24 protein-coding genes are annotated in these 25,179 nt (G+C 58.9%); 8 read left to right on the top strand and 16 right to left on the bottom strand.

The features are described 5' to 3' along the window. Positions 1–14 precede the first annotated feature (14 nt). Positions 15–893, bottom strand: a complete 879-nt coding sequence (locus INHI_RS0112390) for a LysR family transcriptional regulator (RefSeq protein WP_027247840.1) — start codon at positions 891–893, stop codon at positions 15–17. 87 nt (positions 894–980) lie between these two features. On the opposite strand from INHI_RS0112390, the gene INHI_RS0112385 reads away from it, so the two are divergent. The 3 genes from INHI_RS0112385 (at position 981) to INHI_RS0112375 (ending at position 2,755) form a co-directional block, all read left to right on the top strand. Then, positions 981–1,616 (top strand): class I SAM-dependent methyltransferase, encoded by a 636-nt coding sequence (locus INHI_RS0112385; protein WP_027247839.1) that lies wholly within the window; start codon positions 981–983, stop codon positions 1,614–1,616. A 165-nt stretch (positions 1,617–1,781) separates the two neighbouring features. Beyond that, positions 1,782–2,231 (top strand): YtoQ family protein, encoded by a 450-nt coding sequence (locus INHI_RS0112380; RefSeq protein WP_027247838.1) that lies wholly within the window; start codon positions 1,782–1,784, stop codon positions 2,229–2,231. Continuing rightward, positions 2,228–2,755, top strand: a complete 528-nt coding sequence (locus INHI_RS0112375) for a GNAT family N-acetyltransferase (protein WP_027247837.1) — start codon at positions 2,228–2,230, stop codon at positions 2,753–2,755. The genes INHI_RS0112380 and INHI_RS0112375 overlap by 4 nt, the downstream gene beginning before the upstream one ends. 53 nt (positions 2,756–2,808) lie before the next feature. Here the strand turns inward: INHI_RS0112375 and INHI_RS0112370 are convergent, their stop codons facing one another. Both INHI_RS0112370 and mscL read right to left on the bottom strand, forming a co-directional pair. After that, positions 2,809–3,615, bottom strand: a complete 807-nt coding sequence (locus INHI_RS0112370; protein ID WP_024098148.1) for a mechanosensitive ion channel family protein — start codon at positions 3,613–3,615, stop codon at positions 2,809–2,811. A gap of 129 nt (positions 3,616–3,744) precedes the next feature. Then, positions 3,745–4,179 (bottom strand): large conductance mechanosensitive channel protein MscL, encoded by a 435-nt coding sequence (gene mscL / locus INHI_RS0112365; RefSeq protein WP_027247836.1) that lies wholly within the window; start codon positions 4,177–4,179, stop codon positions 3,745–3,747. Positions 4,180–4,588: 409 nt separating this feature from the next. On the opposite strand from mscL, the gene INHI_RS0112360 reads away from it, so the two are divergent. Continuing rightward, positions 4,589–6,946: a Hint domain-containing protein gene (locus INHI_RS0112360; protein ID WP_027247835.1), complete on the top strand. Its 2,358-nt coding sequence runs from the start codon at positions 4,589–4,591 to the stop codon at positions 6,944–6,946. 53 nt (positions 6,947–6,999) lie between these two features. Here the strand turns inward: INHI_RS0112360 and INHI_RS0112355 are convergent, their stop codons facing one another. Both INHI_RS0112355 and INHI_RS0112350 read right to left on the bottom strand, forming a co-directional pair. After that, a complete protein-coding gene (locus INHI_RS0112355) occupies positions 7,000–8,544 on the bottom strand; it encodes an alanine/glycine:cation symporter family protein (protein WP_014873800.1) in 1,545 nt (514 codons plus the stop codon). A 19-nt stretch (positions 8,545–8,563) separates the two neighbouring features. Next, positions 8,564–8,998 (bottom strand): universal stress protein, encoded by a 435-nt coding sequence (locus INHI_RS0112350; RefSeq protein WP_014873801.1) that lies wholly within the window; start codon positions 8,996–8,998, stop codon positions 8,564–8,566. 147 nt (positions 8,999–9,145) lie between these two features. Between INHI_RS0112350 and INHI_RS0112345 the strand changes: the two genes are divergently transcribed. Beyond that, complete coding sequence (locus tag INHI_RS0112345) at positions 9,146–9,601, top strand: Lrp/AsnC family transcriptional regulator (RefSeq protein WP_014873802.1); 456 nt, start codon at positions 9,146–9,148, stop codon at positions 9,599–9,601. Positions 9,602–9,605: 4 nt separating this feature from the next. On the opposite strand, the gene INHI_RS0112340 is transcribed toward INHI_RS0112345, so the two are convergent. The 6 genes from INHI_RS0112340 to INHI_RS0112315 all read right to left on the bottom strand — a co-directional run bounded on the left by INHI_RS0112340 (position 9,606) and on the right by INHI_RS0112315 (position 16,196). Beyond that, positions 9,606–10,859, bottom strand: coding sequence for a cytochrome-c peroxidase (locus tag INHI_RS0112340; RefSeq protein ID WP_027247834.1), 1,254 nt, complete (start codon positions 10,857–10,859; stop codon positions 9,606–9,608). Continuing rightward, positions 10,856–11,605, bottom strand: a complete 750-nt coding sequence (locus tag INHI_RS0112335; RefSeq protein ID WP_027247833.1) for an SCO family protein — start codon at positions 11,603–11,605, stop codon at positions 10,856–10,858. The genes INHI_RS0112340 and INHI_RS0112335 overlap by 4 nt, the downstream gene beginning before the upstream one ends. A gap of 71 nt (positions 11,606–11,676) precedes the next feature. After that, complete coding sequence (mtoX, locus tag INHI_RS0112330) at positions 11,677–12,987, bottom strand: methanethiol oxidase (RefSeq protein WP_014879330.1); 1,311 nt, start codon at positions 12,985–12,987, stop codon at positions 11,677–11,679. 22 nt (positions 12,988–13,009) lie between these two features. Beyond that, the gene (locus tag INHI_RS0112325) at positions 13,010–13,822 is read right to left on the bottom strand and encodes an IclR family transcriptional regulator (RefSeq protein WP_027247832.1); all 813 of its coding nucleotides are present in this window, start codon (positions 13,820–13,822) and stop codon (positions 13,010–13,012) included. Between the two features lie 144 nt (positions 13,823–13,966). After that, complete coding sequence (locus tag INHI_RS0112320; RefSeq protein ID WP_027247831.1) at positions 13,967–14,932, bottom strand: NAD(P)-dependent oxidoreductase; 966 nt, start codon at positions 14,930–14,932, stop codon at positions 13,967–13,969. Between the two features lie 226 nt (positions 14,933–15,158). Then, complete coding sequence (locus tag INHI_RS0112315; RefSeq protein WP_254656872.1) at positions 15,159–16,196, bottom strand: LacI family DNA-binding transcriptional regulator; 1,038 nt, start codon at positions 16,194–16,196, stop codon at positions 15,159–15,161. 93 nt (positions 16,197–16,289) lie between these two features. Here INHI_RS0112315 and INHI_RS0112310 point away from each other — a divergent pair, with 93 nt between their 5' ends. Continuing rightward, positions 16,290–17,474, top strand: coding sequence for a phytanoyl-CoA dioxygenase family protein (locus INHI_RS0112310; RefSeq protein WP_027247829.1), 1,185 nt, complete (start codon positions 16,290–16,292; stop codon positions 17,472–17,474). Positions 17,475–17,486: 12 nt separating this feature from the next. On the opposite strand, the gene iolG is transcribed toward INHI_RS0112310, so the two are convergent. From iolG to iolD, 5 genes are read right to left on the bottom strand one after another with little or no spacing between them, the layout of a single operon-like run. Then, on the bottom strand, positions 17,487–18,473 hold the full coding sequence (iolG, locus tag INHI_RS0112305) for an inositol 2-dehydrogenase (RefSeq protein ID WP_027247828.1): 987 nt from the start codon (positions 18,471–18,473) through the stop codon (positions 17,487–17,489). Continuing rightward, positions 18,467–19,306 carry a class II fructose-bisphosphate aldolase gene (locus INHI_RS0112300; RefSeq protein WP_014873811.1) on the bottom strand — a complete coding sequence of 280 codons (840 nt, stop codon included), beginning with the start codon at positions 19,304–19,306 and terminating at the stop codon, positions 18,467–18,469. The genes iolG and INHI_RS0112300 overlap by 7 nt, the downstream gene beginning before the upstream one ends. Next, positions 19,303–20,160 (bottom strand): 5-deoxy-glucuronate isomerase, encoded by an 858-nt coding sequence (locus INHI_RS0112295; RefSeq protein WP_014873812.1) that lies wholly within the window; start codon positions 20,158–20,160, stop codon positions 19,303–19,305. The genes INHI_RS0112300 and INHI_RS0112295 overlap by 4 nt, the downstream gene beginning before the upstream one ends. Positions 20,161–20,172: 12 nt before the next feature. Beyond that, positions 20,173–21,165 (bottom strand): 5-dehydro-2-deoxygluconokinase, encoded by a 993-nt coding sequence (gene iolC, locus INHI_RS0112290; RefSeq protein WP_051339000.1) that lies wholly within the window; start codon positions 21,163–21,165, stop codon positions 20,173–20,175. Beyond that, positions 21,165–23,039, bottom strand: a complete 1,875-nt coding sequence (gene iolD, locus INHI_RS0112285; protein WP_027247826.1) for a 3D-(3,5/4)-trihydroxycyclohexane-1,2-dione acylhydrolase (decyclizing) — start codon at positions 23,037–23,039, stop codon at positions 21,165–21,167. The genes iolC and iolD overlap by 1 nt, the downstream gene beginning before the upstream one ends. A 119-nt stretch (positions 23,040–23,158) precedes the next feature. Here iolD and INHI_RS0112280 point away from each other — a divergent pair, with 119 nt between their 5' ends. Both INHI_RS0112280 and INHI_RS0112275 read left to right on the top strand, forming a co-directional pair. Beyond that, positions 23,159–24,262 carry a Gfo/Idh/MocA family protein gene (locus INHI_RS0112280; protein ID WP_211233567.1) on the top strand — a complete coding sequence of 368 codons (1,104 nt, stop codon included), beginning with the start codon at positions 23,159–23,161 and terminating at the stop codon, positions 24,260–24,262. A 22-nt stretch (positions 24,263–24,284) separates the two neighbouring features. After that, a complete protein-coding gene (locus INHI_RS0112275; RefSeq protein WP_027247824.1) occupies positions 24,285–25,178 on the top strand; it encodes a sugar phosphate isomerase/epimerase family protein in 894 nt (297 codons plus the stop codon). Position 25,179 lies beyond the last annotated feature (1 nt).

The raw sequence follows: 25,179 nt of genomic DNA, 5'->3' as shown, positions 1-25,179 counted from the left end.
TTCCGGGCGCGTTTTTATATATGGCAGAGGAAGTCTGCGAGCAGATCAAAAACGAGCCGGATCCTTCGGCTGGTGTGCAATTCCCGATGTGTGGTCAGCCAAATCGGGAAGGTAATCGGGTCCAGACCGGGCAACAGGCGTTCGATTCCGGGGGTTGGATCTGCCACAGCTGTCATCATCGGACAGATGCCAAACCCCTGTTTGACCAACTCCCAAGAGGCAAGGCCACTGGTGGATTTGATCCGAAAATTCTGCGCTGTCAGGTGGATGCCGAGTGGGGCCATGAATTCAATCGACCGCTCCAGATCGGCGAAACCCACAAAATCATGACGTGACATATCTTCGGGTGATTGCGGGCGGCCCCGGCGCTCCAGGTAACTGGAGGCAGCGTAGAAATGGGCATGTGACTCTCTGACCAAACGGGTAATCAATTCGGGCTGGTCCGGACGCACATGGCGGATGGCGATATCCGCCTCCCGTCGCATCAGATCGCGAATGTCATTTGCAGCCACCACATCAATCGTCAGCCGTGGTGCGCGCTGTCTCAGCTGGTGGAGAGCCGGGGGGAGCACATAGGCGGACATGAGGTCGCTTGCGGTTATTCGGACCGTGCCCTCAATAGCCTGCGCTTGCCCGGTGGCGGCGAGCGACAGTGCCTCGGCGGCCGCTCCCATTGTGCGGCTGTGGTTCAGCAGGTCATGTCCCGCCGAAGTCAGCGTGAGACCGCGCCCCAATCGTTCGAACAGCAAGACCCCCAAGTCCGCCTCAAGCGCTGCAACCTGACGGGACAGGGTTGGTTGGGTCAGGCCCAGTTTGCGCGCCCCAGCTGAGAGTGAGCCGGTCTCAGCGGTCGCCAGGAAGGCGCGAATGTGGTTCCAATCCGGATTATTCATACGGAAATGTATAGCACTCTTGCGAATTTCAGCCATTTATTGCTGGTTTCTGTATGGCTAAGCTACCATCATTCAAGGAGAAGTGTGATGACAGCCGATGCCCATTTCTGGAACCGGATAGCCCCAAAATACGCCAAGTCGAAGATAAGGGACGAAGCCGCCTATCAATATACACTGGAACGGACCAGGTCCTATCTCACGGTGGGGGATCATGCGTTGGAAATCGGCTGTGGGACCGGGTCGACGGCAATCGCACTGTCGGATGCAGTTGGGAGGGTCACCGCAACCGATCTGTCGGATGCTATGCTTGATATCGGCCGCGACAGGGCTGCACAGGCGGGAGCCGATAATATTCGGTTTGAGCAATGCAGCGATGATAGGTTGCCCGCCGGACCGTTTGACGCCGTGATGGCATTCAACCTGTTACATCTGGTACCGGATTTGGACGCTGCGCTGTTATCGGTGGCCAAACGTCTGCCCAGCGGCAAGCTGTTCATCTCAAAAACACCCTGTCTGGGCGAGGCACGGGGCAGCTTCAAATATTGGATGTTCCTGACCTTGATCCCGCTTATGCGTCTGGTTGGACAGGCCCCGAGCAACGTGCGTTTCCTCAGCGTGGCAGATCTGGAGGCTGCAGTTGAACAGGCGGGTTTCGAGATCATTGAGACCGGCAATTATCCGGCGTCCACCCCTGGCCGCTACCTGGTGGCCCGACGTCGTTGAGGTCGGCAGTGGACGAAGGCTCTCGACTGGTGAATACTCCGCCTGCTTGCCGACCGGGTACTGTGCCTGGTTCAATGGCATCAATGAATGAGCGACCCCAGCAGTGAGGCGGATACGGCCGCATGGCCGCGGCAGCCTCACTGCTGGCGCAGGAAAGGACATTTCATGACGTTGAACATTTATCTCTCAGGTGAAATTCACACAGATTGGCGCGATCAGATTATCACCGGGGCCAAGGATCTGGACGTGCAGTTCAACAGCCCGGTGACGGATCATGGCGCCAGCGACGATTGCGGTGTTGCTATTCTTGGGGCGGAGCCAAACAAATTCTGGCATGATCACAAGGGAGCCAAGATCAACGCGATCCGGACCCGCAAGGGGATCGAAGAGGCCGACATCGTCGTGGTGCGATTTGGTGAGAAGTATAAACAGTGGAACGCGGCTTTTGATGCCGGTTATGCGGCAGCCCTTGGCAAGTCGTTGATCGTGCTGTCACAGGATGAGCATCAGCACGCCTTGAAGGAAGTTCATGCTGCCGCACTGGCGGTGGCAAAGGAGCCGATGCAGGTGGTTGAAATCCTGCGCTACGTGCTGAAGGGGAGCCTGCCTGCGTGACGGGACCAACTCTGACCACGGACCGCCTGCTTCTGCGTCCGCACCAGCTGGATGATTTCGAGGCTCTGTTTGCGTTGTGGATGGACCCTGTGGTGGTGCGCCACACAATCGGTCGCCCGGCCAGCCGCGAGGAGACCTGGACCCGGTTGCTACGCTACATCGGTCACTGGCAGGCGCTTGGCTTTGGCTACTGGGCGGTGACCCTGCGAGAGGACGGGCGCTACATCGGGGCGGCAGGGTTTGCGGATTATCACCGCGACATTGACCCGCCGATTGGTGCGGTACCGGAGGCCGGTTGGGCCCTGATGCCTGCAGCTCACGGGAAAGGGCTGGCGACAGAGGCGGTTGACCGGATGCATCAATGGGCCGCAGAGGCTACGCAATGGGATCGCACCTGCTGTCTTCTGGACCCCGAAAATGCAGCTTCGGTGAAAGTCGCCAAGAAACTTGGGTATCAGCCCAGCCACGATGCGCTCTATCGTGAGGAGCCTACTCTGGTCATGACGCGGACGATCACGCGCTAACCCTTTTGAGTAAGGAGCCGCCCCGCAGATCTGGCGGGGCGGCTGTTGCCGGGTCAGGCTTCTTTCTTGATTTCCACACTGTGCGGATAGGGGATGGAGATCCCCTTGTCGTCGAAGGCTTCCTTGACCGCTTGCGTCATTGCGAATTTCAGCTCCCAGTAGTCGGCCGCCTTGCACCACAGGCGTGCTGTCAGATCGACCGAACTGTCGCCGAGATTGGTAACCCGCACCCAAGGCGCAGGATCTGCCATGACGCGCGCATCTGCGTTCGCAAGATCGAGAATAATCTCCTTCGCCGCGTCTGCGCTGTCGCCGTAGTCGATGCCAAAGACCATATCAACGCGACGCGTATCATGCGCCGAGTAGTTGGTGATGATCGCGCCCCAGGCCTGGCCGTTGGGGATAATGATCTGAACATTGTCAGGTGTCACCAGCTCTGTCACGAAGAGGTTGAGATCCACCACTGTTCCCGAGGTGCCCCCAATATCGACGTATTGGCCCAGCTTATAGGGGCGGAACATGACCAGCATCACCCCGGCAGCCAGATCGCTCAGTGTGCCCTGCAGGGCCAGGCCAATGGCAAGCGTTGCAGCGCCGAGCATTGCAACCAGGCTGGTGGCTTCGATCCCGAATATGCCCAGAACGGCGACCAGCACGATGGCCAGCAGCACCCAACGCACTGCACTGGCGGCAAAGTTGCCGAGCGTTTGGTCGAGATGCGGGGTGGCGTTGATGCGACGACGTACTGCACCGCTGATCAGGCCGGCTGCAATCCAGCCGACAACCAGTACGACCAGCGCTTTGGCAGCGCTGACGAGCAGGGGCCAAAGGGCACCCAGCTGTTCAATCCATTGTTCCATAGTGTTGTTTGGTCCTTGTCACGATCTCATAGAAATACCCATCACCGGCAACAGGCGGTTGCCGGTGCGTTCGCTGCGGGCATAGTCGGACCCGGCTGGGCTGTCATCCGCAGATCAGATTTCCGCAGATCAACGTTTCAGGGAGTCGCGGATTTCCAACAGCACATCCAGTTCGGTTGGGCCAGCGGGGGCTTCCTCGGCTGGAGCAACGTCGTCCTGCTTGAAGGCGGCGTCTTTGAGCCGGTTGACATAACGCACGAGCATGAACACCACGAAAGCAATGATCAGGAAATTGATGACGGCCATCAAAAAGGCACCGTGGGCAAAAACGGCGGCTCCGGCTTCTCGTGCCGCCTCAAGGCTGGCGCCTTCAGGGACAGTGCCCGCCAGTACGAGATAAGAATTGGTGAAATCGACGCCGCCGGTAAAGACACCGATGATCGGATTGATCAGGTCGCTGACCATGCTTTTGACGATTGCCGTAAAGGCTGCGCCGATGATGATGCCGACGGCCATGTCCATCACATTGCCCTTGGCAATGAAGTCTTTGAATTCCTGAAGCATGCTACTTGTCCCTGTTAACGAACCACTTTGTTATTGAGCAGCAAACGCGGACACCCGCGCGCTGCCTGGTGGCAGTTTAGTCCGTTTTTTGCTGCTAGGGCTATTGATTTTGCGGTGCAAATTCGAGGCTAGGTCCGTCGAGCCACCCTTGAGGCTGCTGCTGGTTGCGTCCTTCGCCACATTCTCAACGCAAAATGGACTTGCGTCGACCCCAGAGTGGTCCTGCGTCGGGCGTCTTTGCGGGTTAATCGTTCCGTAAGGGATGTGTTGTGACCTATGCGCCAGGCGGCCGATTGCGTCGTGGGACGGGACAACATGTCAGACGGCTCCATTGGAAGGGGCGGCGGTGAGGTATCCGCAGGCTTTGTCACTGCGGGGGTGAGTGTTAGGTACAAGGTAGATGTGAGACATGGCCACTCTTGACAATGTGATCTGGTTGACCGGCGCCAACGGTGCTGCGCAGAACGGTTCAACAACGCTGAGCGAAGGCGGTAACTCCACCATCGTGACCGGGGCCTTCACACCGGGCAGCTGGGACAGCTCCCAGAGCGGCTACCAAGTGTCCGATTTCGGTGCCTTTGGTGTCAGCGAGCCGATTACCGCAAGCTATGGTTTCTCCAATCCGGTGAGCGATCTGCGGTTTGACCTGCAGCATGTGAATTCCAACGGCAGTTCTCATGACGACAAATTCACCCTGCGGGTTCTGGATGCCAGCGGCGTTCTGATTCCCGCGGCACAGGTCATTGCGGGACTGACCGGGGTGACCCACCATCAGGTGACGATCAATGCGGACGGGACAGTCTCCATCGAAGGGGAGGGCAGCACAGCTGCCAATATCGGCGTCGCGATTGACGGGCCGATCTCGCAGTTGGATGTGATTTTTGACAATGGCAGCGATGCGCCGATCTCTGGCGGTGCCGGGCTTTCGGACTTCACCTTCTCAATTCCACCCGCACTAGACTATGTCGTGGAAGGCACGGATGCAGGCGAACGGATCGATATCGATTATCTGGGCGACCCCGAAGGGGATCGTGTCGATAATGGGGATGCGGCTGACGGCTCTCAGGATGATGTGATTGTGGTCGGCGGCGGCAATGATACGGTCCTTGCCGGTGAGGGGGACGACTTCGTTGATGCTGGTACAGGCAATGATTCTGTTGACGGTGGCGCAGGCAACGACACGCTCTTCGGCGGTGGCGGACGTGACCTGCTGCAAGGCGGGGCTGGCAATGACCTGCTGCAAGGCGGAATTGACGGCGACACGCTTGAGGGCGGCGCAGGACGCGACACGCTGGAAGGTGGCGCAGGCAATGACTCACTGAGCAGTGGCGACGATAACGACCTTCTCTTGGGTGGCGATGGCGACGATACCATTACCGCAGGCTACGGCGACGACACGCTCTACGGAGGCGACGGCAATGATCGGCTCGAAGGGCTTTATGGCAATGATCTGATTTATGCCGGTGAGGGGGACGACCATGTCTTTGGCCGTGATCAGGATGACCTGATCTATGGCGAAGGCGGCAACGACACGCTGATCGGCAGTATGGGAACGGATACCGTTTGGGGCGGCGCCGGCAATGATATTCTGGCGGGCAGCCAGGGCAATGATGAGATTCACGGCGGCGACGGCGACGATCTGGCCTTCATCGGTGTCTATGAAGATTCTGATCGCATTTTCCTCGACGATGGCAATGACTTTCTGGACGGAGGTTCCGCTGGATCATCCTTCTACGGGGAAGGTGGTCGTGGCAACGATGTGATGAACAGCGGCGTCGGAAATGACACGCTGCTGGGGGGCGAGGGCTATGACCGGCTGAGCGGCGGCACGGGCGGGGACTCGCTGGACGGCGGCAGTGAAGATGATGTCATCGAAGGTGGTGGCGGGGCGGATACGCTCATCGGTGGAACCGGCGCTGACAGCCTCTACGGTGACGACGATCGCGATTTGTTTATTGGTGGGGCCGGGGACGTCGTTGACGGCGGCGAAGGCGGGGATGACTATGACCGCCTTGATATCAGCGAGTTACGTGCGCTGGGCGATACGCGTGTGGTCTACACCAGTGCCGACCGGGAAGATGGTCGGGTTGAGGTCCGAAATGATCAGGGGGACTTTGTCAGCAGGCTGACCTTCTCCAATATCGAAGAGGTCATTCCCTGTTTTACGCCGGGCAGCCTTGTTTTGACCCCTGGTGGTGCGGTGCCAGTGGAAGCGCTTGAGGTAGGCGACCGGGTGGTGACGCGCGATGGCGGACCACAGACCCTGCGCTGGACAGCGCGCCGGACTGTGACCAATACCGACCTGACACGGCGACCGCAGTTCCAGCCCATCCTCATCGAAGCAGGCGCGTTGGGGTCCGATGGCGGTGAACTTGTGCCGAACCGGGATCTGATGGTCTCACCGCAGCACCGGATGTTGCTGACCGGAAGCTGCGCCGAGTTGCTCTTCGGGTCCAACGAGGTGCTGGTGGCGGCCGTGCATCTGCTCAATGATCGCGATATCCGTCGTGCGCGGACGATGGACGTAACATACATTCATCTGCTGTTTGATCAGCATGAAATCGTCTGTGTGGATGGGGCCTGGAGCGAGAGTTTCCAGCCGGGCGATCTGACGCTGTCGGGTATGGATGCGGCCCAGAGGTCCGAATTGTGCCATCTCTTCCCGGAGCTGGAGAGCATGGGGCGCGCCTTCCCTACGGCGCGGCGATCGCTGCGTAGCTATGAGGCGCGTGTGCTGTTGTCCTCAGGTCGGGGCACTATCAGGTAATACCCCAACAGGGGAGGACGACCCGGCCACGATTGGCAGCCGAGTCGAATTCTTTACTGGTATTTCTTGATTTCGCCGCTCTTGAGGCGGGCCAGATAGCTGTTCAGCTCGCCTTTGACGATTGGCATCAGGAAGTAGAGCGCCACGATATTGACGACCGCCATGGCAAAGATTGCCGCATCGGAGAAGTCGATGACCGGACCCAGGCTGGCTGCGGCGCCGATGATGACGAACAGGCAGAAGATCACTTTGAACACCAGTTCAGTGGTCTTGCCTTCACCAAACAGAAAGGTCCAGGCCTTGAGGCCATAGTAGGACCAGCTGATCATGGTGGAGAAAGCAAACAGGATCACCGCAATGGCCAGGATGTATTTGAACCAGCCAAATGAGGAAGAGAACGCCGCAGATGTCAGCGCCACGCCGGAGTTTCCATCGACGGTCTGGATGGCGCTGCCCGCTTCGTTCAGCACATAGAGACCGGTTTCAGGATCGCTGACCAGCTGACCTGTGATGATGATCACCAGCGCTGTCATCGTACAGATAACCACGGTATCGATGAAGGGTTCCAGCAGTGAGACGAAACCTTCGGTGATCGGCTCTTTTGTCCGCACCGCGGAGTGGGCAATCGCTGCCGAGCCAACGCCGGCTTCGTTGGAGAAGGCCGCGCGCTTGAAGCCCTGAATCAGGGCCCCGACCATGCCGCCTGCAACGCCGAGACCGGTAAAGGCACCGTCGAAGATCTGGCCAAAGGCCCAGCCGATTTTGTCAAAGTTCAGCAGAATGATCACCAACGCTGTCAGCACGTAGAGGACACCCATGAACGGCACCACTTTTTCGGTGACGCTGGCAATCGATTTCAGGCCGCCGATGATCACGGCAAAAACCACACCGGCAAAGATGACGCCGGTGATCCAACCGGGATAATCGCCGAGAACATTTGTCAGCTGCGCATGTGCCTGATTGGCCTGGAACATGTTGCCGCCACCAAAGGCGCCGAGGATACAGAAAATCGAGAAGAGAACCGCCATGAACTTGCCACCCGGCAGGCCCCGTGCGGCAAAACCCTTGGTCATGTAATACATCGGGCCACCGGAGACGGTGCCATCAGGGTATTCATTTCGGTACTTCACGCCCAGCGTACATTCGGTGAATTTCGACGCCATGCCCATCAGGCCTGCGAGGATCATCCAGAACGTCGCACCGGGACCACCGATGCCAACGGCGACCGCGACGCCCGCGATATTGCCGAGGCCGACGGTGCCGGAGAGGGCGGTGGCCAGCGCTTGGAAATGGCTCACCTCACCCGCGTCATTCGGATCGGAATAGTCGCCTTTGACCAAGGAGATCGAATGCGGGAAGGCGCGGAACTGGATCAGTCCGAAGTAGATGGTGAAAATGGTTGCCGCAATCACCAGCCACGCAACGATCCAGGGAAAGCTGGTGCCCGGGAACGGGCTAAAGATGAAATTGACAAACCAGCCGGTGGAGCTGGCAAACAGCTCATTCACCTTTTCGTCGATGGTCTGTGCCATCAGCGGGCCCGACAGCCCGAGGGCGCCGGGGACGGCCAGAGCAGCCGCTTTTGATAGAGTGTTCATGATGACCCCTGTCGATCAGTTATGGGACAATGGTGACCGGAACCGGCGCAGCCTGCGCCAGGCTGCCTGCAACCGAACCAAACAGCCGCGACGATAGTGCGGAGTGGCCGGTGCGTCCGATAACGACGTGATTGGCGCCTTCGGATTTGGCGATGGACACCAGCACTTCGGCAATATTGCCGTATTTCACGGTGGCAGTGACATCCACGCCGCTGGTTTCCAGATCCTTGAGAAGGGGCTGAATCAACGCCGTTTCGGCGCGCTCCAGCTCTTCCGTACGGCGCTTGTGGCGCTCTGCCAGCTCCGCTGCGGAGAGAAAAGAATACGGTGACCATTCCAGGACATGCGCGACAACGATGCTGCCGCCCTGTGCCTTTGCCACGTCCAGCGCAAAGTTGAGCGCGGTACGTGCGCTCGTGCTGCCGTCGTAGCCAACTACGATTTTTGAGGCCATCTGCCCCTCCCTTGGTTTACGTCATCCCTGTGACGAAGTGTCTCAATTTTATGACGTTGTTGATAGGAAAGGTTCTCGATTTCCTTGCGCATTGGGAAAATTTCGGAAAAATGTGCGGATAACGATTAACTATTGGGAAAAATTCCGATGGACCAGCTGGATTCGCGCATTCTTTCCGCCTTGCAACAAGACGGTCAGATCTCCATGGCCCGCCTGTCGGAAAAAGTTGGGCTGTCTTTGTCCGCATGCCACCGTCGTGTCAAGATGATGGAAGCCAATGGCATGATTGAAGGCTATGCGGCGCGGCTGGATCGCAAGAAGGTTGGTCTTGAGCTGCAAATCTTTATCGAGATCAAGCTGGTCAGCCAGCAGCGGGAGAATATTCAGGCGTTTGAAGATGCCATTTCACATATGCCCGAGGTGCTGGAGTGCCATTTGATTTCGGGGGAATTCGACTATCTGATGCGCGTCGCTGCGCGCAATACGGATGCTTATGAGAAACTCTATCGCAACCGATTGTCGGAGATCCCCTCTGTGGCGCAGATGAAGACCCTGCTGGGGGTGTCCACGGTGAAAGAATTTCGCGGTTACCATCTGGATTAATGGCTCATGGCTGGCGGGCATCTGCGACCAGACAATCCAGTCCCGAAGACGTCAGAGTGGTGAGAAAGGCTAGAAGCTCAGTCTTTTCCTGGTCGCTCAGGCCGAGCGGTTGCACACGCGTGTCTTGACCGGACAGCCCCGCACCGCCGCTGTCATAGTAGCCAATCACATCAGCCAGCGTACTGAGCCCGCCGTCATGCATATAGGGTGGCGAGACCACAAGGTTGCGCAGCGTCGGTGTCCGGAACTGCCATCGGTCCTGCGGGTCCTCGGTCACCTCATAGCGCCCAAGATCAGCATCCCGGGGGCTGCTGACTGCGCGGACCAGTTCATAATCCACATGATGGATCACGCCGGGTGCGACCTGAACAGGCAGGGTTTTCGGTGGATTTTGGCGCTCCAGCTCCCGCATCTGACCATATCCTGTGTCGTGGAATTGCTGATCGGTGAAGAGCGCATCATCCGGGCCAACGCTGTGGCAGGACACACATCCTGCTTTATTGCGAAACAGTTCGAACCCGCGTATTGCGGCGGGTGACACGGCAGCTGGATCACCGCCATAGAACCACTGGTCAAACGGGCTGTTGCCGACGGTCAACGCCCGTTGGTAGGCGGCCAGCGCCATGCCAATCCGGTCTAGTGAAGCGGGCGAACCAAAAGCCTCCTTAAACAAGCTGTCATAAGCACTGTCGGTTTGGAGGTGGGAAACGACACGCCCTGCGGATGGGTTGGCCATCTCGTTTCGGGCGGTGAGCGGCCCGATAAACTGAGTTTCCAGCATTGGATCGCGGCCATCGTGAAACAGCGGATCTAGTAGGCCGACATTGATCAGGCTCGGAGCGTTACGTTTCACGCTGCGCCCCTCCACGCCGACCGAGGTCGCGAGCTCCCAGTTGGCAAACCCCTGTTCCGGCACATGGCACATGGCGCAGGACATGGTGTTGTTGATCGACAGCGCGCGGTCAAAGAAGATTTGCCGCCCCAGCGCAATCCGCGCCGCTGTCGGAGGATTGTCCGCCGGATAGACCAGAGGCGGCAACCCCAGCTGAGGTGTCAAACTGCGTTTGGCAGCTCTCTCCGCCCAGTCTTCATCTGGTGGCTGCGGACAGCTGTCAGCGGAGATTTGCACCGGAAGATCGCTTGGCCCGGCCAGAGTATCGCCGTCGGCAAGAACTATCGACGCGTCGAAAACCAGCGCTAGCACAGCGGCTGCATTGAACGACATGAAATGCCGCAGAAGGGCGGGGAGGCGGATCACTTTCCGACCTCTTCCAGTAGCAGTGTTTCCACATCCGTCATCAACAGACGCGGGTCAATCAGGCCCAGCCCGTAAACATTGCGGATCATGCCGTGTCGGTCGACCAGATACATGCGCAGCAGATGGTTGATCTGGTCGTCTGCGCTGCCACGGTCCACGACCTGGCCAAACCCGTCCAGTAGGGGCTGTAACGCCGCGGTATCCGGTGTGGTCAGCACTTGCCAATCCAGTTTCTGTGTGCTGGCGGGATCGCTGCTCACCGGATGCGCAAAGGCTGCGATGGCTTCGACAGTGTCGCGCTCGGGGTCGAAGCTGATGGTCATCAGTTGAACGTCCCGTCGCAGATCCGGAAGCTGTGCGCTGGCGTCGTGAATGTCATAAAGTGTCGAGAAGGCCAGCGGACAGCCATCAACATCGCCGCATGTCAGATAAACAAAACTGACCAGCGTGATCTTGCCATCGATCAGCTGATGCAGCTGACCGGTGGTGCCATCGGCGGTCAGTACCGTGCCATCCGGTGCAGGTTTCAGTCGGTTCAGCCGGTACGATCCGGGTTCCGGCGGGCTGAACTGGAAGGCTGGGTCGCTTGGGAATACGTCTGAGAGGCGGGCGGGACTGGCCCGCAATGCAGCGGGCGTCAACCGCGCCATCAGATCCGCTGGGCGCCAGGTTCCGGCCAGGGCCACAACACCTGTCAGCAACGCCGCAGCAGCGGTTATGGAAACGGCGAGAGTTCTCTTGCGCATGGAAATCCTCCGGCAAGTTGAGGTCCGCGAGGGAATGTTGGGGCGGCAACATACCGCCCCAAAGCTGTCTCTTAAGCGGAATAGAGCGCGGCGCTGCCAAAGCGCATAATATGCGCGCGACCCAGGCCTGCGGCATAGAAGTCGATGTTGAAATCCTCGACCAACTCTTTGCCGTCCCAGTTGTAAGCTCTCAGGTACTGCACATCGTCATCGCCCTTCTTGTCCCAATTGGCGAGCAAGGAAGAGGAGAAATAGACCCGTTTGCCGTCCCAGCTCTGACTGACCATATTGACCTGTCGATCAATGGTTTTCTCATAGATCTGCGCCGGGTTGTGCGGGTCGGAGATATCAAACAGCCGGGTCTTTCCATCCATGAAGGAATTGACCCAAAGCGTCTGATCATCGGCGGCGATGGAGATGTCGACGGGCAGTGGGATGTCTTCGGGATTGCCGATATCTGCCACCGATTTGGCCTGCCATTCGCCATCGTCATCCTCATAGATCAGCCAGAGCTGCGAGGTGAGTGCGGTGGTCGAGAAAGCATAATTGGCATTTGGCCCCCAAGGGAATCGCACTTCGAGCGGCGCGCCGGGCACGTTGAAGACCTTGCGGGGCTGACGGGTGTGCAGATCCCAGAGCACCATGCTGTTGCCAAAGCGTTTCATCGCCTCAGCGTCCTGCAGCATCTGCCCGAAATCCATCATGTAGTTTGACCACCCCGTGAAAGAGGAGGTGAGCATCACATTCTTGCGGATCAGGGCGCGAATGTCATAGCCGTAACCATCCGCAACCGCGCCATCCACCGCGACGGCCCCTTGCATGTCATCGGCGGTGGGCATCCAATAGGTGGCGACATAGTCCCCGTCATCATTGTATTCGACCAATGCCGTTCGGCCGCCGTGGTCGTCCTGATTGCTGAGCCCGGTGATCATCATGCTGCCGGGCAGGGCAAAAAACGTGTGGGGGCCAACCACACCGCCGGAATCGGTGACGAAGGTCTCAATCACCTTATGCAGCTTGGGGGCTGCTGGGTCGCTGTGAATGTCGAAGATGAAGATGCGATTGGTATCAAGCCCGCCAGTCCAGAAATACCGACGGTCTGCGGAGAAGCCGCCATGATGGGCCTCATTTCGGCCACCAACCGACAGGCTGTGTATGACCTCTCCGCGGGTTGGGGAGTCGGGACGCAGGTCAACTGTTACCATTTTATCCTGCTCGTCTCCCATCCCCTCCACTCCGAGGGTCCAGACGTAGACGAATTCTTCCTGACCCGTAATCTTGGGCATGTAAGGGGACTGACAGGTCTCATCGGCAAAGGCGCGAAACGGCGCTGCCATGGCCAGCGCGGCGGCGGATAACCCGCCAAATTCTCTTCTGTTCATATTCTCTCTCCCTTCAAAAAAATCAGTGTTGTTGGCTGGCCCTTTCCTTTGCAGCCGCCAGTGAATTGGCATTGGTGGTTTCCGCCTCAACGACCGAGCAATGTTGAATGGCCGCGGCGGCATGAACGGCTTGTTTTGTTAGAATGGGTAAAATTCTGGGCTGAATGGCAGGTGTGATACGGCTGGTTGGGCCCACCACACCCATAGAGAAAATGGCGCCGAGCCGGTCGACAATGATCGGCACTGCAACACTGGTGACCCCGATGTCAATCTCACCATCGCAGGTGGCATAGCCATAGCGACGCACCTGCTGCAACTCGTGGGCAATCTGGTCCGGGTCGGTGCGTGTCTTGTCGGTAAAGCGCATTGGCAACGTGTCAATCAGGTCTTCCTGAAGCTCCGGCGCGAGGAAGGCGGCAATTGCCTTGGCCGAAGAACAGGCATGAACCGGGCGGACCCCTAACCCTGGATAGATATAGGGAACCGAGGGATCGGCCGGAACCTGCGTGTGAATCAGATCAACGCGACCGCCGCGATAGCGCGCCAGAAACGCGGTCTCGCCCAGATCCTTCACCACTCGTTGCAATACGGCTGAGACCGCGTTGATGACATGAGTGTCGGATTTTCCTGTCAGCGCGATTTTGACGAACCGCAGTCCCAGAACATACCGGCTGCCGGTCTCGGTCTCCTCCAGAAAACCGCATTCGAGCAGTGCTGCGATATGGCGATAAAGGCTGGCACGGGGGGTCGCTGTCATCCGGGCCAGTTCGCTTGCGCTTACCGGTGAGGCAGAGGAGGCTACTGCTTCCAGAATAAGGATCTGTCGGTCCTGCATGCGATTCCCAGAATATGGACACTTGTATCGTAATTCGGGAAAATTGAATCTGGCAAGGTTTTTCGCCGACCCACGTCAGGGCCTGCCGCAAGGCGGGAGGCGGCAGTAAGCCGCCGCCTCTGAAGTGTTTCAGCGCAAGAGGGCCTATCGGGCAGGGCTGCCATCGCGACCGGTGGGGATGACCTCGTAGCCGGGTTCCTCAGGCTCATCATCGGTCATTTCAGGTGGGAAACCGGGTGCAGTGATCTCCAGACCAGTGGCTTCTTCCAGCCGTCTGATAATGTTTGGTGATAGTTCACGGCTGCCAAATCGCTCTTCACCATCTTTGAAGATCTTGATCATCAAGGGGTTGATCTCCAACGGAACGTTGTGGCGATCAGCGACGGCTTGGAACAGACCAATGTCCTTGGACACAAGGTCCATAGTGAAGGAGATGTCGCGGGATCCGTTCAAGATAACTTGGCTTTCAGTCTCATGTACAAATGAGGTGCCGGAGGAGATCTTGATTGCTTCATAGGCGGTATTGAGATCCATGCCGGCGGCTTTTGCGGTCACCAAGGCCTCACAGCAGGTCAGAAGATTGGCGGTTGCCAGGTAGTTGGTGATGACCTTCAGGACCGAAGCTGAGCCGATTGGCCCTGTATGCAGGATACGCCGGCCCATGGTTTTCAGCAGCGGCGCGATCCGCTCAAAGGTCTCACGGTCGCAGCCGGCGAAGATCGAGATATTGCCGGTGTCAGCCCGGTGGCAACCACCGGATACGGGGCAGTCTACCGCGGTTCCACCCGCCTGTTCGACCATGGCGCCAAGGCGTTTGACCTCGGCCTCATCTGTGGTGGACATCTCCATCCAGATCTTGCCGGGGCCAATCTCCGGCAGCATCTGTTGCATGACCTGATCGGAGGCCGCGGGCGATGGCAGACAGGTGATCACCGCGTCGCAATTGCGCATCAACTCTGCCGGGTCATTTGCTGCTGTAGCGCCGACCTCCGCTGCCTTGGCAACCAGCGCTTCATTCAAGTCATAAACGCTGAGATCAATGCCGTTTCGCAGCAGGCTACCACTCAGCTTGCCGCCAACGTTTCCCAGACCGATAAATCCTACTTTCATGCCGCTCTCCCTGCTGGCTGTTTGGGGGAGCATTCCAAGAACGACGGCAAAGAGGAACAAAAATTGCAACTTTCGGAGTGAAAAATAGCTGTTCGACGCGCGGCTCTGACAGGTCCTCAGCTGGGGCATGCATTCAAAAGGTCATATGCGGCTTGGCGCCGCTGAAACCCGCCAGACGGCGATTTTATTTCGGAGGGGTGATCCGCCCAGAAGCAGCGTGCCCAGATCAGTTTTCAGCGCAGTCAAAGGGTGTGACCATGGAAATTCGGCTCTGAGTCGCGACGGGCGGTGCCTTCAGGATCTGGTTGGCGTAGAGCAGGCTGAGGAAGGCATTGCGCATGTCGCTGGCAATGTCGTGCTGCAAGGCGACGGTGATATTTCCCTGCCGCAACAGTGTTCTGTTCTCACTATCCAGATCATGGGCGATATAGGCGCGGGGGACCTGACCATGACTCTTCAGCAGTTCCAATATGGCGCGATTGGCCCCGCCCATGGAATAGACGCCCAGTATCGGCCCAATGTCCGGAGCGGACAGTTTCTCCTGCAGCAACGCTCTGGTTTCAAGTGCAAGCCCGGCCCCGGCCTCAACCGTCATCAGCCGCAGATCTGGGCGGCGGTTTGACATCAGCCTGAGGAAGCCGCGTCGCCTTTGGGCCTCGCCGTGAAACGCCAATTGGCTGAGCGTGGTGAGGATGGTTGCCCCGGGCGATGGACTTCCCGGCAGACATTTGTCGATCATATAGGCTGCCGACTGGCCCGCGGCGTAGTTGTCCGGGCCGCAATAGGCGCGGCGAACACTTCCGGGCAGGTCCGTAAAGACGCAGACAACCGGAATGCCCTTGCCGTCTAATTCCGCGACCATCGCGTTGATCTCAGGCAAATCCCGTACCTTCAACACGACCCCGTGACTGCCACGCTTGACGATCTGCCGCAGCCGGGCGATGCAGTCTGGCGCGGACATGATCTGGCGAAAACTATAGCGGGTGTGGATCACCGCCGGACCAATAGATGGCAGGACGGCCTCAGTCGCGTGCCGAATTTCCCGGCTGAACCGTTCAGGCGCTTCCACCACGACGTCGAAATGAAGCCGCCGCCCGCGTGCTGAGAGTTGTTGTTCCTGCCCCTCCAGTTCGGCGATGGCTGCGCTAACACGGGCCCGGCTGCGGGGACTGACATTGGCGCGTTCGTTCAGGACACGGTCCACAGTTGCCGTGCTGAGCCCGGATTGTCGGGCGATATCCTTGATCGGGAAAGGATGACTCATTGATGTATTTTTGATGGATTTGCGCGCTGACCACAAGCGCCCGCCCCGGCAATCTCTCCTCATAGCAAAATACACGGCAGAGAGGAGGCCACGATGAAAGTTGCTGCTACACCGATGGAGCAGGCCTATTTTGATCCCGAAGGATGTGCACCGAGTGATTTCGCTGCGCAGGTTGAACAGGAACTGACGCCCGACCAAGTTCCGCTGGTCAGCAAGATTGAGAAGAATATCCCGATCTATGACATGGCCGCGCTGGGCGAGACGCTGAGCGATGTCCACGCGCGCCAGCGGTTGATGGCGGAATGGGCGCATGGGTTGCGATACGGGGCGGGTGTTCTGATCTTACAGGGTGCCTTTCAGGAATTGGCGCCGATTGATGCGGCCACCGTCATCTATAACCGTATCATCGCAGACGAGAAGGCCGCGACCGGCGAGAGCGCAGATCATTTTGCCACCGCAGGGGCAAATGACCGGATCTGGAATGCGCTGCAAAAACTCTGTGAGGCAGCGCCAGATGTTTTCGCTCGCTATTTCGGTAACACATCTATCGCAGCGGTTTGCGAAGCTTGGCTGGGGCCGAACTACCAGATGACGGCGCAAATCAATCTGGTGCGACCGGGCGGTGCCGCACAGCAGGCGCATCGTGACTATCATCTGGGCTTTCAAACGGCGGACACATCCGCGCAATATCCGGCCCATGTGCATGATCTGTCGCCGGTTCTGACGTTGCAGGGGGCCGTGGCCCACACCGATATGCCGGTGGAAAGTGGTCCGACCAAGCTGCTTCCGTTTTCGCAGCAATACCGTGCGGGCTATGCAGCTTGGAGGCGCGCGGACTTCCGGGCTTATTTCGAAGAACATTGCGTGCAGTTGCCCTTGGCGAAGGGGGATGCTGTCTTCTTCAACCCGGCTTTGTTTCATGCCGCCGGAGCCAACCGGTCGGAGGATATTCAGCGCATGGCGAACCTGTTGCAGGTCTCGTCTGCCTTTGGGCGTGCAATGGAGACCGTGGATCGGCGCGGCATGTCGGAACGGCTTTTCCCGGCACTGGTCAAACTGAAGCGTGAGGGGGCCATGAGTGAGGCTGATCATGCCGCAGCAATTGCAGCCTGCGCAGAGGGGTATTCTTTCCCAACCAATCTGGACCGCGATCCGCCGGTGGGTGGTTTGGCCCCTCAAACACAGGCCGGGCTGTTTCATCAGGCCCTTGCCGAGGGGTGGACATCCGAGCGTTTCAACAAGGCGCTGGCGGCGCAGGACATGCGCCGCCAAGCGTAAGGATCTGATCGCTTACAATGCGACCGGTGCCCCCGTCTCAAGAGATTTGGCGGCGGCATCGGCCAACATCTGGGCGCGCAGCCCGTCGTCGATGCTGGGAGAGGGGGTGCTGCCGGTCTGTACGGCTTCGACAAATCGCGCCATCTCGTTGCGATAGGCTGCTTCATAGCGTTCAAGAAAGAAGTGCTGGGCCGGGGCTGTCTGAAAACCGGTGGTCCCGGCCACTTCCACCGTGTTTTCCAGCATATTGGCTGCACGGAGCATCCCCTTGGAGCCATGCACTTCAACCCGCTGATCGTAGCCATATGTGGCCCGCCGAGAGTTAGAGATCTGGCAGATTTTACCGCTGGCCGTGGTGAGCGTGACAGCGGCTGTGTCCACATCGCCGGCCTCCCCAATGGCGGGATCAACCAACGCTGAGCCGACCGCGAAGACCTGTACGGGTTCCTCGGCCAATAGGAAACGCGCCATATCGAAATCATGGATCATCATGTCCCGGAACAGTCCGCCAGAGGTCTTGATATAGCTGATCGGCGGCGGAGAGGGATCGCGTGACAGGATCGAGACGATCTCCACATCACCGATCTCGCCTGCCCGAAGGCGCTGTTGCAGATTGGCAAAATTGGGGTCGAAGCGACGGTTGAACGCTGTGAGGAAGGCAACACCAGCCTCTGTCACCACCTTTTGGCAATCGCGAATGCGGTCAGCGGACATATCGACGGGCTTCTCGCAGAAGATAGCCTTACCTGCGGCAGCGGCCTGATGGATCAGGTCGTAATGCGTATCGGTTGGAGTACCGATGACCACCGCGTCTACGTCCGCGCTGGTGATCAGGGCTGAGGCTTCGCGCACATCCGCGCCGATCTTGCTGGCCAGCGCATTCGCGGCATCCGGCATTGCGTCAGCAACCGCAGTGACGCGTACCCCGTCCAATTGCCCTACAGATCGCGCATGGACCTGCCCGATGCGCCCGCAGCCCAGAAGGCCGATATTCAACATTGTGTCTCTCCCTTGAAGGCGCGAAGAACGCTTCGCGCCGCAGCAACGACCGGATCATGGGTCTCGGACAGGATGCTTACCCTGTCGAAACGGTCCGGGTCGCTATTCACCGCATCGCGCATTGCGGCCCCAAAGGCCATGCGCAATTCGGTGCCGATATTGAATTTGCAGATACGCGACTCGCGGGCCAGCATCTTGCGCTGCGCTACCGGCACGCCGGAGCCGCCGTGGATCACCAGCGGCACCTCGGTGATAGCTTCAATGGCGCGGATGCGGTCGATATCGAGTCCGCCTTCCTTGTCCTGTTGCAGATGCACATTGCCGACCGAGATCGCCATGGCATCAACGCCTGTTTCCTGTGCGAATTGCCGTGCCTCCTCCGGGTCGGTACCCGCGGATCCTTCGCCGCCCGAGTAGCCGACAAAGCCGATCTCTCCCTCGCAAGACACGCCTGCGGCATGTGCCATACCGACGATGGCGGCGGTTTCAGCGATGTTGTCTTCCAAAGCGTTGCGCGAGCCATCGAACATCACAGAGGTAAAGCCGCTGTCGATGGCAATGCGGCAGTCCTCAGCCGTGTAGCCATGGTCGAGATGGGCGACCACTGGGACCGATGCGCCTTCGGCCAGATGGCGGAACATCTTGCCCAGGATCGGTAGCGGCGTATGGGCGCGACAGGACGGGCCGGCCTGCAGGATGACCGGCACGCCTTCGGCTTCAGCAGCAGCCACATAGGCGCGCATGTCTTCCCAGCCCAGCGTCACCAGCCCGGCGACGGCATAGCCATCGCGCAGGGCCGGTTGTAGGACCTCAGCCAGAGTTGCAATGGTCATTTAAACTTGGCCACCATGTCTTTGATGCCGGGGATCGTTTCGACCTGATAGGCATGGGTCGGCTGGAAATACTGGATCAGGCTGCGCTGGCTCAGACCGCCAAGGATGGTGAAATAATACATCTCATATCCTGGCATCACGGCGCAGGGGTGATAGCCCTTGTCGATCATGATCGTGGAGCCATCCATCAACTGATAAGCGTCCCCCGGCTTGCCCTCTTCGCGTTGCAGGATCTGGACGCCAGAGCCGTGGTTGGGACGGAAGCGGAAGTTATAGGTTTCGTCGTGGCGCGTTTCGATGATGTTGCCATCCGCGTCCTTGCGATCGGTGTCGTGCTTGTGCGCCGGAAAGCCGGACCAGCCGCCCTGACCCACAGTGAACAGTTCCGACACCAGCAAGCGGCCGACCTTGTCGTGCTGTTTCTGACCCAAGATATGTTTAATCTTGCGGTGGGTCTTGGTGTCGTCAGAACCGTATTGGACCTTGTCAATGCCGCCTGCGCGCACGTCAAAAGGTTCCAGCACCTTGTCATATTTGGCCCCGGCGATGAAGGTTTCGGTCGCATCTGTTGTGCAGGTGATGGTCACCTTGGCCCCGACGGGAATATAGACGCCCTCCGGCTCACCATCCCAGACGTCGACGGTGCGCTTGCCGACGCCTGCGTAGCTCAGGCCTTCGACCTCGATATCGACAGTGCCCGTCGCGGGGACGATGCAGGTCTCATATCCTGGGACCTGATACTCAAAGGTTTGGCCCTTGGTCAGTTTGACGATGTTAAAATAGTTCAGTGGCACTAGGTCGTTTTCGGCCTCTACAATGGCTTTGTTCTGGTTGTCATGAGGGGCGATATGCATTTGCGGGTCCTTTCAAAGTTCGGTGGCGCCGGGGTGCGTTGCAAGAAACGCCTCCAGCGCAGCAAGATCGGGCATGGCGGGGGCGCAGCCGGGTTTGGCCACCACAACGGAAGCACAGGCCGAGCCACGTAGAATGGCATCCTTCATCGGACGCCCTTCGGAGAGGGAGGCGAGAAAACCGGCCATGAAACTGTCACCGGCGCCGGTTGGTTTCAGCGCGTCAACGGGATAGATGCCGGTGCGGATTTCCTGCCCATCAGCAAAGGTGACGGCGCCCTTGGGGCCCATCTTGTAGACCACGACAGAGGCGCTGGTTTCCGCCAGTGCGCGAGCTTTGGCGCGGCCTTTGTCGATGCCGCCAGCCATGAAGCCGAATTCCTCGTCATTGCCGACAATGATATCGGACATCGCGCCTGCGCGAGACAGGACATCAGCAGCCACTTCAGGTGAGGGCCAGCTATAGGGGCGGTAGTCCACATCAAAGATGATCGGCAGCCCGGCCGCGCGGGCCAGGTCGAAGGCGCGGAAGGTGGCGCTGCGTGATGGCTCGGCTGCAAACACCGTGCCAGCGGTGATCAGTGCGCTGTATTGGCTGTAGTCCACCGCCTCCACATCCGCGATGGTCATCTGAAAATCGGCGGCGTTGTTGCGGTAGATCACGCTTTGGTGGTCTTCGACCCGGCTTTCATAGACCGCAAGCGAGGTTCGATACTCGCCGGTGATGCGTTTCACGTGAGTCCGGTCGACACCGTAGTGATCCAGCTGGTTGAGGCAGTACCACCCCACGGCATCATCGGACACGCTGGTGACCAGTGAGGATCTGCACCCCATTTTGACCAGCCCTGCCGCTATATTGGCGCTGCTGCCGCCCATGGCGACCATCATGTCCTGCGCATCAGCGGTGGCAGTGCCAGCAGGGGTCGGGCACAGGTCCATGCCAACCCGACCTATGACTAAAAAATTGCGACCTGCCAGGTCTGAGCGGGTCTTGCTTGGGTGACCCATCATACGCCCCGCCGCTGCTTGCTACGGCTGGATTCCCAATCGACATGGGCCTCCTGCACTTTGGGGTCATTGGTGGTATGTGGCGTGCCTACCTCCCACCAGGCGTGGCCTTCGGTGGTCCAGCCCTCATAGGCGTCCACCTTCATCACGATGACTGTGGTACGGTCGCTTGCTTGCGCGCGTTTGAACGCCTCTCCCAGCTCTGCTGGGTTGGCGACGGTTTCGGTGAGTGCCCCCATCGAGGCCGCATGGCTGGCAAAATCAACGCCAAAGGCTTCGGGAATGGTTGGGCAATCCTCCAGCAGGTTGTTGAAGCTGGCGTTACCAGTGTTGTTCTGTAACTTGTTGATGACCGCAAAGCCGCCGTTGTCCAGGACCAGAATGATCAGTTTCTTCTGGCTGAGAACGCTGGAATAGATATCAGAGTTCAGCATCATGTAGGATCCGTCACCGACAAAGACGATGGTGTCACGGTCTGGTTCACGCTCGGCCTGGGCGATGCGTGCCCCCCAGGCCCCGGCAATTTCATACCCCATGCAGGAGAAGCCGAACTCCACATCGACGGTGCCTGGCTCCAATGTGCGCCAGTTTGCGGTCACTTCGGCCGGAAGGCCACCAGCCGCCGCAACCACACGGTCCTTCGGATTGCAGAGCGCATTTACCACGCCAATGGCCTGTGCATAGGAATTGGGTCGATTGTCTCCGTAGGAGACATTGTCAGCTACATAGGCCACCCAGCTGTGGCGCTCTTCTTGCACGCGGGCCACCCAGTCTTGCGGGGTGCTGTACCCTTCGCAAGCGGCACCAAGGTCGCGCAGGGCGCGCTGAGCGTCGCCGACAACGGGGAGCGAGCGGTGCTTGCCTGCATCATGCCGGGCAGCGTTGACAGAGATAAATTGGGCACCCTGTGCAAATGCTGTCCAGGAGCCGGTCGTGAAATCCTGTAGCCGGGTGCCCACCGCAAGGATCACATCCGCCTCCGCGGCAATCGCATTGGCGCTGTCCGATCCGGTGACCCCGATAGGGCCGACATTAAGTGGATGGGTGTCGCGCAGGTTGGCGCGACCGGCGATGGTTTCAACAACCGGGATCTGATGTGCTTCGGCAAAGGCGGTCAACTCCGCCACGGCGCGGCTGTATTGCACCCCGCCGCCTGCGATGACCATCGGCCGTTTGGCGCCACGCAGCGCGGCAGCAGCCTCGGCAATCTCGGAAGCATCCGGTGTAACACGGCGAATGCGATGGATTTTCTTCTCAAAGAATACCTCTGGGTAATCATAGGTCCATCCCTGCACATCCTGCGGCAAACCGAGGAAGGCGGGGCCGCAGTCGCCGGGATCCAGCATGGTCGCAATTGCGGCAGGCAGCGATTGAAGAATCTGCGCCGGATGCGTGATGCGATCCCAATAGCGCGACACGGGCTTGAAGGCATCGTTCACGCCAAAGGTCGGATCGTTGAAATTCTCCATCTGCTGCAAGACCGGATCCGGCAGGCGGGTAAGAAAGGTATCGCCACAAAGCATCAGCATCGGCAAGCGGTTGGCATGGGCCAGCGCCGCAGAGGTGAGGAGGTTTGATGTGCCCGGGCCGGCACTGGCGGTGCAGAACATGAACCGCTGGCGCAGCCATTGCTTGGCATATCCAGCTGCTGCAAAGCCCATGCTTTGCTCATTCTGGCCGCGATAGAGCGGCAGCGCGTCACGCGCCTCGTAGAGCGCTTCGCCCAGGCAGGTCACATTGCCATGACCGAAGATGCCAAAGCCGCCGCCACAAAGGCGCAACTCCTCGCCATCGACCTCTATGAACTGATTGGACAGCCATCGGATGATGGCCTGGGCGGTGGTCAGTTTTATCGTTTTCGGCGGCGTCGTCATAAGCAGGGATCCCTGGGATGGTCTGTGGTCGGGTCGATTTGATCTTGCGAGATGTCGAATCCCAAGATACAAGTTTTGCAACCGGTTGCAAATTGAATTTGATGGTTTGGGAGGCCAGAATGACCGAAATCGGCATCGGAATTCTCGGCGGGGGCTACATGGGCAAAGCGCATGCCGTCGCCATGGCCGCAGTGGGCGCTGTGTTCAACACCGCTTTGCGCCCGCGTCTGGAAATGGTCTGCGCCACGACCCCAGCCAGTGCAGAGCGGTACCGGCGGGCCTATGGGTTTCAACGCGCAACAGACGACTGGCAGCTGCTGGTCAACGACCCCAAGGTTGAGGCGATCGTCATCGCATCTCCACAGCAAACCCATCGTGTCGTCGCAGAAGCAGCCTTTGCGCTGGGCAAACCCGTTTTTTGCGAAAAGCCGCTGGGCGCATCACTGGCTGACAGTCGTGCCATGGTGGCAGCGGCGGCGGCGTCGGGATGCCCCAATATGGTCGGGTTCAACTACATTCGAACCCCTGCCAGCCAATATGCGCGTCAGCTGATTGCAGATGGCCTGATCGGAGAGGTGACCTGGTTTCGTGGCGAGCATACCGAAGATTTCTATGCCGACCCGGATGCCCCCGCGACATGGCGCACGGAGGGCGAAGCCAATGGGACCATGGGCGATCTGGCGCCGCATATGATCAATGGTGCGATGGCGCTGATCGGGCCGATCACGGAACTCATCGCAGAGGTTGAGACCGTTCATAAGGACCGCCCCGGTGGCCGTGTCACCAATGACGACCAGGGGCAGATGATGTGCCGTTTTGCCAATGGAGCGATGGGGCAGATGTTCTTTAGCCGCATCGCGACAGGTCGCAAGATGGGCTATGCCTATGAAATTACGGGAACAAAAGGTGCGATCCGGTTCGATCAAGAGGATCAGAACGCGCTTTGGCTCTATCTCAGCGAGGGCGACGAGGCCACGCGTGGTTTCCGTAAGATCCTGACTGGCCCTGCGCATCCCGACTATCTGCCATTTTGCCAGGGGCCGGGGCACGGCACCGGTTATCAGGATCAGATCCTGATCGAGGCGCGCGATTTCCTGCGCGCCATTGAAGCACAGACACCGGTCTGGCCAACGTTTGAGGACGGTATGGCCGTAAACCAGGTGATTGCTGCTGCCATGGCCGCCTCTGAAGCGCGGTCCTGGCAAACTGTATCCACGTTCTAAGCATCTAAGAAAGCACTGCAAAATGACGATCAGAATTGGCAATGCCCCATGTTCCTGGGGGGTAGAATTCGCGCAGGACCCTCGTAACCCGGAATGGCGCAGCGTTCTGAAGGACTGCGCCGAGGCAGGCTATAAGGGGGTTGAGCTGGGTCCTGTGGGCTATATGCCGGAAGATCCAGCGATCCTACGAGATGCGCTGGCGGAATATGATCTGGAATTGATCGGCGGCGTCGTCTTCCGTGCCTTCCATGATCCGGACCAATGGGATGATGTTCTGGACGGAGCGCATCGCACCTGCAAGGCGCTGCAGGCGCATGGAGCGCAGCATCTGGTTCTGATTGATTCCATCTCGCCCCGCCGGGCGCCGACTGCCGGTCGCGCATCGGAGGCTGAGCAGATGAACCAGGCAGAATGGTCAGCATTCCGCGACCGGCTGGCCACCGTGGCCCAGATCGGCACTGAGGAATATGGGTTGACCGTTGGCATCCACGCCCATGCAGCGGGGTTCATGGATTTTGAGCCGGAGCTTGAGCGGCTGTTAAACGAGGTTGATGACAAGATCCTAAAGATCTGTTTCGACACCGGCCATCATTCCTATGCCGGATTTGATCCGGTTGCCTTCATGAAACGGCATATGGACCGTATCAGCTACATGCACTTCAAGGATATCGATCCCAAGGTGAAGGCCGATGTGATCGCCAAGCGGACAAATTTCTATGATGCCTGCGGGCAGGGGATTTTCTGCAATCTGGGCGAGGGCGATGTCGACTTTCCAGCGGTCCGGCAATTGCTTGTGGATACTGGATTTTCCGGCTGGTGCACGGTTGAGCAGGATTGCGACCCGACACTGGATCCCGACCCGGTAGGGGATGCACGGGCGAACCGCGAATACCTTGAATCTATCGGTTTCAACTAGG

It is taken from the genome of Phaeobacter inhibens DSM 16374 (genome assembly GCF_000473105.1).
Classification (GTDB): Bacteria; Pseudomonadota; Alphaproteobacteria; order Rhodobacterales; family Rhodobacteraceae; genus Phaeobacter; species Phaeobacter inhibens.
The sequence above is the reverse complement of the archived record's forward strand: the minus strand, read 5'-3'. Positions and strand labels throughout refer to the sequence as shown.